At 63.7% G+C, this 13,753-nt stretch carries 13 protein-coding genes; 8 read left to right on the top strand and 5 right to left on the bottom strand.

Annotation, left to right across the window (positions count from 1 at the left end):
• A partial coding sequence (locus ACO2Q4_RS19585; protein WP_423321301.1) for an XdhC family protein occupies nt 1-191 on the top strand: 191 nt, incomplete at its 5' end.
• Nucleotides 192-512: 321 nt separating this feature from the next.
• Here ACO2Q4_RS19585 and ACO2Q4_RS19580 read toward each other — a convergent pair.
• From ACO2Q4_RS19580 to ACO2Q4_RS19570, 3 genes are all read right to left on the bottom strand, one after another.
• Entirely contained in the window at nt 513-875 is a 363-nt protein-coding gene (locus tag ACO2Q4_RS19580) for a response regulator (RefSeq protein ID WP_423321299.1), read from the bottom strand.
• A gap of 84 nt (nt 876-959) precedes the next feature.
• Nucleotides 960-4,169 carry a PAS domain-containing protein gene (locus ACO2Q4_RS19575; protein ID WP_423321297.1) on the bottom strand — a complete coding sequence of 1,070 codons (3,210 nt, stop codon included), beginning with the start codon at nt 4,167-4,169 and terminating at the stop codon, nt 960-962.
• Nucleotides 4,170-4,370: 201 nt separating this feature from the next.
• Nucleotides 4,371-4,850 (bottom strand): carboxymuconolactone decarboxylase family protein, encoded by a 480-nt coding sequence (locus ACO2Q4_RS19570; protein ID WP_395135821.1) that lies wholly within the window; start codon nt 4,848-4,850, stop codon nt 4,371-4,373.
• Between the two features lie 364 nt (nt 4,851-5,214).
• Between ACO2Q4_RS19570 and ACO2Q4_RS19565 the strand changes: the two genes are divergently transcribed.
• The 4 genes from ACO2Q4_RS19565 (at nt 5,215) to ACO2Q4_RS19550 (ending at nt 9,148) form a co-directional block, all read left to right on the top strand.
• Nucleotides 5,215-5,799: a glutathione S-transferase N-terminal domain-containing protein gene (locus ACO2Q4_RS19565; protein WP_423321295.1), complete on the top strand. Its 585-nt coding sequence runs from the start codon at nt 5,215-5,217 to the stop codon at nt 5,797-5,799.
• 212 nt (nt 5,800-6,011) lie between these two features.
• On the top strand, nt 6,012-6,794 hold the full coding sequence (locus ACO2Q4_RS19560; protein WP_423321293.1) for an alpha/beta fold hydrolase: 783 nt from the start codon (nt 6,012-6,014) through the stop codon (nt 6,792-6,794).
• Nucleotides 6,795-6,839: 45 nt separating this feature from the next.
• Complete coding sequence (locus ACO2Q4_RS19555; RefSeq protein ID WP_423321291.1) at nt 6,840-7,595, top strand: SDR family oxidoreductase; 756 nt, start codon at nt 6,840-6,842, stop codon at nt 7,593-7,595.
• Between the two features lie 113 nt (nt 7,596-7,708).
• On the top strand, nt 7,709-9,148 hold the full coding sequence (locus tag ACO2Q4_RS19550; RefSeq protein WP_423321289.1) for a mechanosensitive ion channel family protein: 1,440 nt from the start codon (nt 7,709-7,711) through the stop codon (nt 9,146-9,148).
• A 16-nt stretch (nt 9,149-9,164) separates the two neighbouring features.
• Here ACO2Q4_RS19550 and ACO2Q4_RS19545 read toward each other — a convergent pair whose 3' ends face one another.
• On the bottom strand, nt 9,165-9,815 hold the full coding sequence (locus ACO2Q4_RS19545) for a response regulator transcription factor (protein ID WP_423321287.1): 651 nt from the start codon (nt 9,813-9,815) through the stop codon (nt 9,165-9,167).
• Nucleotides 9,816-10,007: 192 nt separating this feature from the next.
• Entirely contained in the window at nt 10,008-10,829 is an 822-nt protein-coding gene (locus tag ACO2Q4_RS19540; RefSeq protein WP_423321285.1) for an alpha/beta fold hydrolase, read from the bottom strand.
• A gap of 309 nt (nt 10,830-11,138) precedes the next feature.
• Here ACO2Q4_RS19540 and ACO2Q4_RS19535 point away from each other — a divergent pair, with 309 nt between their 5' ends.
• The 3 genes from ACO2Q4_RS19535 (at nt 11,139) to ehuA (ending at nt 13,739) form a co-directional block, all read left to right on the top strand.
• Complete coding sequence (locus ACO2Q4_RS19535) at nt 11,139-11,414, top strand: hypothetical protein (protein ID WP_423321283.1); 276 nt, start codon at nt 11,139-11,141, stop codon at nt 11,412-11,414.
• Nucleotides 11,415-11,495: 81 nt separating this feature from the next.
• Nucleotides 11,496-12,854: a PLP-dependent aminotransferase family protein gene (locus ACO2Q4_RS19530; protein ID WP_423321281.1), complete on the top strand. Its 1,359-nt coding sequence runs from the start codon at nt 11,496-11,498 to the stop codon at nt 12,852-12,854.
• Between the two features lie 99 nt (nt 12,855-12,953).
• Complete coding sequence (gene ehuA / locus ACO2Q4_RS19525; RefSeq protein ID WP_423321319.1) at nt 12,954-13,739, top strand: ectoine/hydroxyectoine ABC transporter ATP-binding protein EhuA; 786 nt, start codon at nt 12,954-12,956, stop codon at nt 13,737-13,739.
• Nucleotides 13,740-13,753: the final 14 nt, after the last annotated feature.

Here is a 13,753-nt window from a genome sequence, read left to right as displayed (position 1 = left end):
GGGTCGAGATCACCCGCACGCGCGGCTCAGCCCCGCGCGAAACCGGCGCCATCATGATCGTGACGCCCAAAGCCATCCAAGGAACCATCGGCGGCGGGCAGCTCGAATACATGGCAATCGACCGCGCCCGGCAAATGCTCGCACGCGGAGAGACGCAGCCTAGCTCCTGCGGCGCTGTATCGACGATATGACGTAGCCCAATGCAAAGGTCATTGCTGCAACGGCAATTCCGGCACTGATCACGCCAGCCGGGGTTATGCGGGCGCTGCCGTGCAAGGAGACATGTCTTCCTACTCGCAGATCGAAGGTGGATTTGATTTCCTCGGGGTGCAACGGGACGGTGGTGAAAGGATCGTCCTGGGTGGATGTCATGGTGAAGCTCCGCTACAACGCGCCGCGGTTGGGCGACTGTTCGGGGTTCGGACGCCGACACGTTACCATGGCGGCCATCGCTCGTCGCGGGCTTCGGCAGCGCCCTTTGACCAACGACTGTCAGCCGGACATGCGGGCCGTTATTCTTTCAGCACGTCGCCAAGCGCGGACAGCAGGGCGAGCGCGTCGAACGGCTTGCGGAAAAGCCCGCCAATTCCTTTGGCGCGGTCCTGATCCGCAATCTCGTGTCGGCCGGTGATCAGGAAAACCGGCAGGTCAGGATGCAAATGCCGCACGATTTCGCGCAATTCGAAACCATCCGTGCCGGGCAGCCCTATGTCCGTGATAAGCACGTCCACGCCCGTCAGTCCCTCGGCCAGAAGCGAATCCGCCGACAGGAAACTGCGGACCCCGTAATCCGACGCCTCAAGCAACTCGCCAAGAGATTCCAGAACCCGGGGATCGTCATCGACGACTGCCACGATCGGCCTGCGCGTGTTCACTTCATGCCTCCTTCCGCACGGCGCGATCGCGAGCACCGTGACCCTGATCGGTCGCGCGGCGACGGGGGGTCCGCATCCCCCCGGTCATGCCGCCGTCTTCGCCCTGACGGGCAACGTGAAAATGAAGGTCGAGCCTCTCGGCCTGCCTTCCTCGACCCACAGGCGCCCGCCATGCGACTCGACGATGGATCGACAGATTGCCAGGCCCATGCCCATGCCCTGCTCTTTCGTGGTGTAGAATGGTTCGAAGACCCGGTCCGGGAACTCGACTCCCGATCCCTGATCGTTGACTTCGACCTGCACCATCCCGAACAGTTCCCGGGCCCGGATCTCCAGCACACGCTCGTCCCTGACCGCGTTCATGGCGTCCATTCCATTGCGCATCAGATTGACCAGAACCTGCTGGATCTGCACCCGGTCCAGCGCGACGACGGGAAGCTGCTCGTCCACGTTCAGGGCGACGCGAACGCGCCGGCGCACCGCCTCTTCCGCCATCAGGTCGCGCGCCTCGGCGATGATGCCGGATAGCGGGGTGCAGTCCCTTGTTTCCATGGATTGCCGGAACAGCGCGCGGATGCGGCCAACCACATCGGCCGCGGCATCGGCGCTGCGGATGATGCGGTCGACCGTGTTCTGCGCCCGCTCAAGATTGGGCGGGTCACAGGAAAGCCAGCGCTGAAGTGCGCCTGAATAGGTCACGACTGCGGTCAGCGGCTGGTTGACCTCATGCGCGATCGACGCGGAAAGTTCTGCAAGGCTGGCCGCCTGGGTCGAACGCGCAAGACTGTCCTGGGCCGAGCGCAGCTTTTCCTGCGCCCTCACCTCGGCATCGATATCAAGATAGATCACGTTCCACTGCACGACATTGCCCCCGGCATCGCGCATCGGGGCGGCGCGCGTTTCCACCCAGCGATATTCGCCGTCGAAGCGGCGCAGCCGGTGACGCAGGGCATAAGGCTCACCATTCGTCAATGACCGGCCAAAGTTGTCCTTGACCCCTGCCACGTCGTCGGGATGCACCCCGGCATCCAGCGTGCCTGCCAGCCGGGGCGTTCCGGCCCTGTCCAGCTCTTCCAGTTCATAGCCCAGGAATTCTCGCAATTGCTGGCTTCGATAGATCGGCTCGCCATCCGGTGCGGCGCAGTCAATCATCGCGGGCAAGGTTTCCACCAACTGCCACAGGGCGCGTTCGCGTTCACGCAGCGCTTCCTCGACACGCAGTTGATCGTCGATGTCATGGCAAAGGCCGTACCATTGGACGATATGCCCCTCCTCGTCCCGCAACGGCTCGCCTCTTCCCGACATCCAGCGATAGGCGCCATCGACCCGGCGCAACCGGTAGTTCATCGAGAAGCTTTCCCCGGTCGCCAACGCGTGGTTCAGCGCGTCCGACAACCTTGCCGCATCCTCGGGGTGAACGATCGCGGCGATGGCCGCGGCCAGCCCGTTGATTTCCGCAGTGTCGTAGTCACCGATATCCACCCCCAGGAACTCGACCATGCGACGGCTGAAGAAGACCGGCTCACCCGTCGGGCTAAGACGCCACAGCAGGCTTGGAACCATGTCGACCAGTTGGGACAATTCCCGCTCGCGTTCGCGCAGGGCCTCCAGCGCCCGCGTCTCGTCGTCGATATCGATAGAGATCGCGTACCAGTGCTCGATATTGCCGGCTTGGTCACGCAAGGGCTCGGCACGGCCATCGACCCAGCGCCATGTCCCATCGGCGCGCAGCATCCGGTATTTCATCGAATAGGGTTCCCCGCACGCCACGGAATGGCGAACCGTCTCCAGCAGGGTCGCGGCGTCTTCGGGGTGCGTCAGCGTCCCGATGGCCGCAGCCAACCGGCTCATCCCCGGCTTGTCCAATTCGGACACGGTCCCAAGACCGAAGAAGTCCAGAAGCCGCTGGTTGAAGAAGGCCGGCTCGCCCGCTGCCGTCAGTCGCCGGATATGGACCGGCACCATGTTCACGATCTGCGAAAATTCGCGCTCGCGGCGCCCCAGCGCCTCTTCGGCCGAGACTTGGTCGTCGATGTCGTGGCACAGCCCGTACCACTGGACGATCTGCCCATCCTCATCGCGCAAGGGCTCGGCCCGGCTCGACATCCATCGATAGTGCCCGTCAGCGCGGCGCAGCCGGTATCGCATGGCGAAGCTGACGCCCGAGACAAGGCAGGTCCGCAGGGTCTCGGACAACTCGGCGGCATCTTCGGGATGCACCGCCTGCTCGATGGCGCTGGGGCTGCGGGCATCCTTTCCCCGGATCTCGGCAATGTCGAAACCCAGAAACTCCGCCATGCGCTTGTTGAAGAAGGTCGGCTCTCCATCGGGCGCCAGACGCCACAGCAGGGCGGGAACGGTTTCGATCAGTTCGCGCAGGGAATGCTCACTTCTGCGCAACGTGAGTTCCGCGAACTGATGCTGGCGCGATAGCGCGGCGACGATCAGGGCAGAGAATGCCGAAATCACCAGAAACAGTTGCAACATGATCTGCCGGTGACGCTGGGATTCGGGATCCCCCGCAAACTCGCTGGTCCCGGACAGGGTGAAGACGCCCGTTATCAGCGCAAGCACGGCCAGCGTGACGGCGGCTCCCTTGAATTCGAACCGCACGGCCGCCCACAGAAGCGGCGGCATGATGATATAGGCAAAGGGCAGATACCCACTGAGAGACAGGGCAGCTATGCTGAAGAAGATGAGGGTAAGCACGCCGGCCTCGGCCCATCTCGCGGCCGAAAACCGCGCGTTGCCGCGCCAGTTGTGAAACACCACCAGCGCCAGCGGCGCGACAATCAGAACGCCGGTCGCATCTCCGATCCACCAAAGGGGCCAGGCGGTCGCAAAGGATTGCAACCCGAACCATGCAAGCGTCGCGCTGCCCACCGTCGCACTGATGACCGGGGCCAGCCCAGCCCCCAGCAGGACCAGGGCCAGCACCTCTTTCAGTGTCTCAAGATGAACCGGCCGCCCACAGAACCGGATGACAAGCCACGCCCCTACCGTCGCCTCAAGCGCGTTCCCGGCATAGATCAGGGCCGCGATGGCAAGCGGATTGTGAAACCAAAGGGCATTTCCAAGCAACTCCGCCAGCAACCCGCCCAACCACCACCAGGACCAGCCCGCACGGGGGGCAAAGATCAGCACCGCCATGAACAACCCGCTGGAGGGCCAGATGGAAATGCCCGTGCCGGGGACGATCGCCAGCAGATGGGCAAACCCGCTGGCCATCACATAGGCGGCGATGAATATCCCAAGATGCCACAGCGGAGGACGGTGCCGCAGAAGATGCTTCATGTTTTGCTCCATCCGGGCAGGAAGGCATGGTGGTTCCAGTCATCTGGTCTGGGATCGTATCTGGAGGGCACCGGCAAAGTCATCTGTTCCAAGGGATAGGTGACGCGGACGCTGGGCGTCCTATCATCCGCGCGACAGCCCGCCCGGCTGGCAGGCAAGGGAACCGACGAAGTCCGCCGGTTCCAGCGATGCGGGATGCGTTCAGTTCAGCCCGGCCTTGTCCAGACCGAATTTTCCGTCGACCGAACCGGGTTCGGGTTTCAGGCCGATATTCAGTCTGTTCCACGAATTGACGACCATCACGATGAAGCTGAGATCCGAGATTTCCTTTTCCGACAACTGCGTGCGCACGCGGTCATAGATCTCGTCTGGAACACCCTGATCGGGCAGCCTGGTCAGGATCTCGGTCCAGGCCAGCGCGGCGCGCTCTCGCGGGGCAAACAGCGTCGAATCCCGCCACGAGGCCAGGTGATACAGGCGCAATTCGCGCTCGCCGTGGATTTTGGCCTGCTTGACATGCATGTCCAGACAGAAGGTGCATCCATTCAGCTGCGCTGCACGGATCGCGACCAGATCGCGAATGGGTTCTTCGATCGAGCCTTCGCGGGTTGCAGCAAGAAACTCCGAGAATTTCTTCAGCAGTTCAGGGGATTGCTGGGCATAGTTTACGCGCGGGGTCATGGCCGTTCCTTTGGTTTGGTTGAACGATCCGTCAATCGGGATCGGCTTCAAGCATGGCGGTCCGGGGTCGGTGCCATCCACCATGCCTGGGTGCGGCCTGACCTGATCCATCGGAGACGTCAGCGGGACCGCGGGCGGGAAAGGCTGGTGCCACCTCTGCGCAGTCATCGGCGCGACCGCCCCCGGGGTCAGCCCGCTGCCATCGCAAGGCGCCGGAACCCCAGCTTCGGGCATGGGTCACCCTGTCGTCAGGGATGATGCCGCGGACATCTGGGATGGGTCAGGATCACGCTGAGCCGCGCCACAAAGGGCAAGGCGACTTTGCATGCCAAAGGGCATGCCCGAACCCACAAGGACGCCACCCATGAAACTGTATTACAGCCCCCTCGCCTGCAGTCTTGCCGATCACATCGCGCTGCGGGAAGCAGGCGCGACCTTCGATCTGGAGCAGGTCGATCTGCAAACCAAGCGCACGCTCTCTGGCCGCGACTTCGCGCAGATCACGCCAAAGGCCTATGTGCCGGTGCTGATCCTCGACAACGGCCAGACGCTGACCGAAAACATCGCGATCCTCGATTGGCTGGCGGCCCAGTATCCCAAGCTGGGTGCCGCCGGAGCATTTGCCCGCACGCGGCTGCTTGAGGCGCTGGCTTTCATCTCGACCGAGTTGCACCGAAGCTTCAAGCCCATGTGGCATGCCGCGTCCGAGGCCGACCGGAACGACGCACGACCCGACATCGCGGCGCATTTCCGGCTGATCGGAAACGGTGCGACCTCGGTCTATCTGTTCGGGGATGATCCCACGGTGGCCGATTTCTATCTTTTCGTCATGCTGCTTTGGGCCGAGCGTTTCGGGGTCGAGGTTCCACCCCGTCTTGCCGCGCTGCGCGATGCCATGCGGGACCGGCCCGCCGTAAGAACCGCGCTGCGGGCCGAGGGGCTGGCCTGACCGGGACAATACCCGTTCATGATCTTCGGGCCGGGTGCCGTGTCACCCGGCCCGCGTTCGTTCCGCTTTCCGGCCAGCCGTCCCGACCGATCTGCGCATCACGCCTCATACTCAGGCATAGGGTGACAGACACCCCAGTAGGATAGCTAGCCGCCGGCTGCCGGGCGCATGCTCTGGCCAATCGCCCAGGACGGGCCGACCGGAGGTATAACATGCACCCTATCCCGCAACTCCTTGCGCTAGGCGCGATCCTTTCCCAACCCTTGGCCGCCATGGCCCAACCCGCTGACAGCGTAAAGCCGACGATCGTGCTGGTGCACGGCGCCTTCGCAGAATCCTCAAGCTGGAACGCAGTCATCACCCGCCTTGCCGCCAAAGGTTATCGCGCGATTGCCGCTGCGAACCCGCTTCGTGGTGTCGTGTCCGATGCCGGATCGGTCGGGGCCGCGATTTCGGCGATTGATGGCCCCGTGGTTCTGGTCGGCCATTCGTATGGCGGCCCTGTCATCACCGAGGCGGCGAATGGCCATCCCAATGTCAAGGCACTGGTTTATGTCGCGGGCTTTCTGCCCGAACCGGGCGAATCCAGCCTGACACTTTCATCGAAGTTTCCGGGCAGCACCTTGGCCGCTGCGCTTGTTCCCGCCAACCTGCCGCAGGGCGGGACTGACCTTTACATCGATCCGGCCAAGTTCCACGCCCAGTTCGCCGCGGACGTCCCGGACGAGCAGGCGGACCTGATGGCCTTTACCCAGCGCCCGGTGGCGCAGGCCGCGCTGGCAGAGCCTTCGGGCACCGCTTCCTGGAAGGTGCTTCCGACCTACGTCATCTATGGATCGCGCGACCTCAATATCCCGCCTGATGTCCTTCATTTCATGGCCGATCGCGCCAAGGCAGTGAAGACCGTGGTGATCGACGGCGCATCGCACGCCGTCATGGTGTCCCATCCCGACGAAGTCGCCGACCTGATCGCCGATGCCGCCTTGGCGCAATAGACACCGCTTCCCCCCGTTCCCGTTCCACACCCAAAGGAGATTGCAATGAAGATCGTCGTCATCGGAGGAACCGGCCTGATCGGTTCGAAAACCGTCAGCAGGCTGCGCGACAAGGGCCACGAGGTGATCGCCGCCTCGCCGAATTCCGGGGTCGACACGATCACCGGAGAGGGTCTGGCCGAGGCGCTTTCCGGCGCAAGCGTCGTGATCGATCTGGCCAACTCGCCCTCGTTCGAGGGCGACGCCGCCATGGAATTCTTCCGCACCGCGGGCCACAACCTTCTGAAGGCCGGGATCGAAGCGGGGGTCGGTCACCACATCGCCCTGTCGGTCGTCGGAACCGAACGTCTGCAGGACAGCGGCTATTTCCGTGCCAAGCTGGCGCAGGAACAGCTTATCCAGGCATCTGGCATCCCCTTCACCATCGTCCATTCGACGCAGTTCTTCGAGTTCATGGGCGCGATCGCGAAATCCGCTGCGGTCGGAGACAGCATCCGCCTGTCGCCGGCCTTCATTCAGCCCATCGCCTCGGACGATGTCGCAGATGTCATGGCCGAAACCGCATTGGCGCAACCCGTGAATGGCACGATCGAGATTGCCGGCCCGGAAAAGCTGCGCCTGAACGAAATCGTCGCCCATTTCCTTAAACTGACCAACGATCCGCACCAGGTGGTGGCGGATCCCCAGGCTCGCTATTTCGGGGTCGAGCTGAACGACGCCTCGCTGGTCCCCGCGGGCAAGGCGCGGATCGGGCGGATCGATTTCGAAGACTGGCTTGCCCCGCAGCTCGCCAGGGCATGACCCGCCGACCGGGGGGCATCATCCCTCCCCGGTTACACGAACAGCCCGTGCAAGGACGAACCGCGGACGCGCCCGTCGCGATCCGCGCTCCCTGCCTTCGGAGATCCCGGATCATGCCCGAACTTCCCATTTCCCCGCTCATGCAGATCGTGCTGTTGGGTGTTGCCGGCATCGTCATCTGGCACCTGCAGGGCCGCAATCGCCCCAATGCCCGGCTGATAACGCAAATCGCGTTCTTTGCCGCCATGACCGCGATTCTGATCGCTCAGGGTATCGCGCCGACACGTTACGAGCCCCTTTCCAATGGCAACGGCACCTTGCTGGTGGCGGCCAAGCTGCTTTGGTGGGTCCATCTGGCCTGGGCGACAATCGGCTTCGTGCGCATCTATGTCGTTCTTGACGGTCGCCCGCGCGAGGCAAGGCTGCTGCAGGATCTGATCGTTGCGACCATCTATCTTGGCGTCACGCTTTCCGCCCTCGCCTATGTGTTCGGCATTGCGATCGGGACACTGGTGGCAACATCGGGGATCATCGCCATCATCCTGGGCCTTGCGCTGCAAAGCACGTTGAACGACGTCTTCTCGGGACTAGCCCTGACCCTGGGCCGTCCCTATGGGATCGGAGACTGGATCCTGCTTGCGGACGGCACCGAGGGCCGCGTCGTGGAAAACACATGGCGCTCGACCCACCTGCTGACGGCGACGAACAATATCGTGGTCCTGCCAAACAGCTTTCTGGCCAAGATCGGGCTGACCAATGTCAGCCGCCCCGACGAAGCACATCAGGTCGCCCTGCAACTGCGCGTCACCCCGAGCCACAGCCCCCAAGTCGTGCTCGAGACCATCCGACAGGCCATGCTGGCCTCGAACCACTCGCATCATGGCCATGCGCCGCTGGTTTCCCTCAAGGGACTGGACGCGCTGGCGATGGATATCGACCTGCTTTTCTATGTCAGCCACCCAGCCGAACGCATTGGCGCCAGGAACGAGGTTGCCGATCTGGTCTATCGCCAATGCAGGGCCAGCGGTATCGCGTTGGCACCGCCGAAATCGGCGACGATCCTGTGGAGTGAAGCCGCAATCCCCGCAGCCAAGCCACAATCGGCGCAAGAGCTTCTGCGCTCCAACCCGGCAGCCGATTGCCTGTCGGATGACCAGATCACGGCGATGGCCCAGGACGCCCGCCTGCGACATTTCCCGCGCGACGAGCTTTTGCCCACCGGCGGGGTTCCGGGCCTCATGATCATCCGTTCGGGGGCGGCCGTCAGGTCGCTGGCCGAAACGGAAATCCGGAGGCTGTCAGCGGGGGACATCATCGGCGAACTTGCGGCCGATGATCGGTCGACAGTCAGGGCGCTGACTGCGCTTGAGGTCTATGAACTTGACCATCACGCCTGTCAGGCGATGCTGCGCGATCACCCGGCATTCCGCACCGAAATCCTGGACCGCCAGCGCAGCGCAGCCAACGCGGCCAACGTGGCGTCAGCACCGGGACAAACCAGCGCGAATACGGGGATATTCCGGCGCACGCTTCACGACATGCTGCGCCGCTAGATCTGCGCGAGCAATCTTAGCTGTCGGCTGCGCGCAGGCTGTCGGGGATCGCCTGCCATGCGTTAAGAAGTTGCGGGACCGAGCTTGCCTGCATCTTCCGCATCATGCTGCTGCGGTGAAGCTTGACCGTGACCTCGCTTATTCCCAGCTGAAAGGCGATCTGCTTGTTCATGGCGCCGCCCACCACCAGCTTCAGCACCTGGCGTTCGCGCGATGTCAGCGTCCTGAAATGGCCCGAATGCAGGCGCGTTTCGGCAGCGGCCTCGCGCCGGTCGACATCGATGGCGATGGCCTTCAGCACCGCGTCAAGCAAGGTCTGGTCGCGGACCGGCTTCGTCAGGAAGTCCAGCGCGCCCGCCTTCATCGCCTCGACGCTCATGGCGATATCGCCATGTCCGGTCAGGAAGACGACCGGCATGTTCATCCCCTTGCTGGCCAGGTGCTGCTGCAGGTCCAGCCCGCTCAGCCCCGGCATGCGGACATCAAGCAGGAAGCAGCCCGGACGATCGGGAAGGGTCGCGTTCAGCATGTCGCGAGCCGAGGCGAAGGCGAAAGATTCGATCCCGACCGATTCCAGCAATGCCCCCATCGCTTCGCGGACATTCACATCATCATCGACCAGGGTCACGAAAGGGCGCTGCGGATCTTCTGAATTGGTCGCCTTCATTCGCGGCACCTCCCAGTGCAGGCGCTTCTTGCCGACTTGGCCGCTAACCCAAGGATAAAACGACCTGATTCCGTGGGACATGTTAGTCCCGCCCGACCAGTTGGGGAAGTCCCGACCTTCTCCGGGGCCGGGCGCGCAAGGTTGACCGCCCGCATCATCGGCGGGCGGCCGTTCCCCGATCCGCCGGTCGGACTAGGTTCTCAGGAACGCAAGAAGATCCGCATTGACCTGATCGCGATGGGTCGACGTCAGGCCGTGGGGCGCGTCCGGATAAAAGATCGCACGGCCATCGCGCAGCAGACGCACCGCCTTGCGTGCCGAATCGTCCACCGGCACGATCTGGTCATCCTCGCCATGGATCAGCAGGACCGGCAGTTCGATCTGTGCCAGATCCTCGGTAAAATCGGTTTCCGAGAATGCCTTGATGCAGTCATGGGCGTTCAACAGGCCCGCCTGCATGCTCGAAAGCCAGAACTGATCCAGCACCGCCTGGGAAATGTCGCTGCCGGGCCGGTTCGCGCCATAGAAGGGTTGGGCGAAGTCGCGATAGAACTGCGATCGGTCGGTCAGCAGGCTGCTGCGCAGCCCGTCGAACACGTCCGGCGCCAGCCCCTCGGGATTGGCAGGTGTCTTCACCATGATCGGCGGCACGGCCCCGATCAGAACCGCGCGTGCCACCCTTTCGGCACCATGCCGCCCCAAATAGCGCACGACCTCTCCACCGCCGGTGGAATGCCCGATCATGGTGATGTCGCGCAGGTCCAGCGTCTCGATCAACTGGGCAAGATCGTCGGCATAGCCATTCATGTCGTTGCCCGTCGACGGCTGGCTGGAGCGGCCATGCCCGCGGCGATCATGGGCGATGACCCGAAAGCCGTTCTGCGCCAGAAACAGCATCTGGCTGTCCCAGGCATCGGCATTCAACGGCCAGCCATGCGAGAATGTGACGACCGGCCCGGCGCCCCAATCCTTGTAATAGATCGAGGTGCCATCTTTGGTGCTGAAGCGGCCCATGTCCTTGTTACCTTTCGATGCTGAATGGTTTGCGGCAAAAGAATGCCGCCCCCGGGCCAGCTCGCATATTCACCTTGGGCACATGTCCGGCCATGCTGGGGGATGGGGTCCATAGATCCATGGCGGACGGTGGCCACACGGTCGTACAGTCCACGCCTTCGCCGGTCTGCCCGCAGACCGGAAAACCCGACCGGACTGCAATCCCCGCGGCGCGCGCCAGGTGGATCCGGCGCGACCGCGGAACAGGATGCGCCAATCCCCGGCCCATGCTATCCTCGTCCCGTCCTCGCGTTCTCCAAGGGGTTTGCCATGCTGCGCCTGCTGATCCTTTGCCCGGTCCTGCTGGCGGCCTGCGCGGCGGCCGAAAAGGCACCGGACGGCGGCGATCTTCACGCCCGGCAGGAGGCGGCCTGCACCGCGACCATCGCCGCGCATGTCGGACGCCCGCAGATCGAGGTCACATCGCATTGGCTGTCAGAAACCGGCGGCATAGCCAAGGTCGAGGCAATCGATGGCAGTCGGCGGCATCTTTGCGATGTCGATGCCTCGGGTCGGGTGCTGGGCTATTCACATCCCGACGCGTAGGCATATTGTCTTGGATACCCTTGCCAATTGTCACGATTTATCTAATTTCGTTCCATGACAATATGGCATCCCGATCCCGCAATGCTGCGCCGCCCCGCCTATCTTTCGCTTGCGGACCAATATGCCCGCGCGATCGGCGAAGGACATCTGCCCGCCGGAACCCGGCTGCCGCCGCAGCGCAAGCTGGCCGACGACCTGGGCCTGTCGGTGCAGACCGTCTCGCGCGCCTATGATGAGCTTATCCGCCGCGGCCTGATCGTGGGAGAGGTGGGGCGCGGGTCGTTCGTGCTGCCGGCAGGGGCGGAAAACAGCCCCCCCTATCTGGCAGAGCGGCCGGGAGAGTTGATTGACCTGTCGATCCTGAAACCCGTCACCGACCGCATGCATGTCGAGCGTTTCCGCGAAGGGCTGCACTGGATCGCGGACAACCTGACGGGGGCAGCCGCACTGTCCTTTCGCCCGAACTCGGTCCTGCCGCGGCACCGCCAGATCGCCGCGGACTGGCTGCGGCGCGGGGGGATCGACACCGCGCCGGATTGCATCACAATCGCGGACGGTGCGACCTCCGCCATCACCACCGCGGTGATGAGCGCGGTTCCCCCCGGCGGGACGCTGGCGGCGGCGGCGCTGACCCATCACCTGCTGATGCCGCTGTGCAAATATCTGGGCCTGCATCTGGAAGCGCTGCCCATCGACGATGACGGAATTCTGCCCGAGGCACTGGATGCGCTGGCGCGCAAGGGCAACCTGCGCGCGGTCTATATGCAGCCCGCCGCGATCAACCCGATGGCGATCATGACCGGCGAAAACCGCCGCGCCGCCTTGGCCGAGATCGCGCGTCGCCACGACCTGCTGATCGTCGAGAACGACATGCTGAACCAGATGATCGTCGACAGGCCGCCGCCTATGGCCGCGCTGGCACCGGAACGCACCCTGCATATCAACGGCTTTACCAAGACCACCCTGCCCGGCTTGCGCATCGCCTGGCTGGTGTCGCCGCCGCGCCTGGCCGCCGGAACCGCGAACCGCCACCTGGTGACGAACTGGATGGCCACCCCCGCCATGGTCGAGCTGCTGAGTCACTGGATCTTGGACGGCACCGTCGACCAACTGATCGAATGGCAGCGCGAGGCCCTGGGGATCCGCCACCGGATCGCGCGCGAAGTGTTGGGTGCCGGGGCCTTCCGCGCACATCCGCAAAGCCTGCATGTCTGGTTGGAACTGCCCCCCGGCCGCGACGAAGAGGAATTCGTCGCCCAGGCCCGCCAGCGCGGAGTCGCCATCGCCTCGGGCCGCGCCTTTCGCCTGGGCGAGCGGGACCGGCGCGAGGCCGTGCGGATCGCGCTTGGCTCAACCGGGACCGAGGAATTGCGGCGCGGCCTGACGCTGGTCGCGGAAACCCTGGGCAGCAACGCCGAACCGCTTCTGCCGCTTGTTTGACAGGCAACCATTGGCGTAAAATTGTCATGATATTATTTAATCATTGACCTGATTTAATAGCGTTGCAAAGTTCCCTTCATGACGACGGGGGAACCGACCTTGGACCAGCCGATCATCCGCATCCAGGATTTGCGAAAGTCCTTTGGCAAGCTGACCGTCATCGACGGGCTGAACTTCGACGTGAAAAGGGGCGAGAAGCTGGCCCTGATCGGACCGTCCGGTTCGGGCAAGACCACCATCCTGCGCATCCTGATGACACTGGAAAGCATCTCGGGCGGGCGGATCGAGGTTTGCGGCGAGCCGCTTTACCACATGGCGCGAAACGGCACAGAGGTCCCAGCCGACGAAGCGCATCTGCACAAGATGCGCCGCCATATCGGTATGGTCTTCCAGCACTTCAACCTGTTCCCCCACAAGAGCGTCCTGCAGAACATCACGCTGGCCCCGATGCTGACCAAGGGCGAAGGCCGCGCCAGCGCCGAAAAGCGCGCGCGCGACCTGCTGGAGATGGTCGGGCTGTCCGACAAGGCGGATTACATGCCTTCGCAACTGTCGGGAGGGCAGAAGCAACGGGTCGCCATCGCGCGGGCGTTGGCGCTGCAACCCCAGATCATGCTGTTCGACGAGGTGACATCGGCGCTTGACCCCGAACTGGTCGAGGAGGTGCTGGAGGTCATGAAGCGCCTGGCCGCCGAAACCGACATGACCATGCTGCTTGTCACCCATGAGATGGGCTTTGCCCATGACTTCGCCGACCGCGTCCTGTTCTTCGACAAGGGCCGCATCGTCGAACAGGGCCCGCCCGCCCAGATCTTCACCGCGCCGCAAGAGGACCGCACGAAGTCCTTCCTGCGCAAGATCATCGCCGCCGGACAGCGCGTGTGATGCCAACCGACAGG

The sequence above is a fragment of the Paracoccus sp. KR1-242 genome, assembly GCF_049446195.1.
In the GTDB taxonomy this organism is placed as follows: domain Bacteria; phylum Pseudomonadota; class Alphaproteobacteria; order Rhodobacterales; family Rhodobacteraceae; genus Paracoccus; species Paracoccus broussonetiae.
Note: the sequence above shows the minus strand (reverse complement) of the source record. Positions and strands in the feature narration are given on the sequence as shown.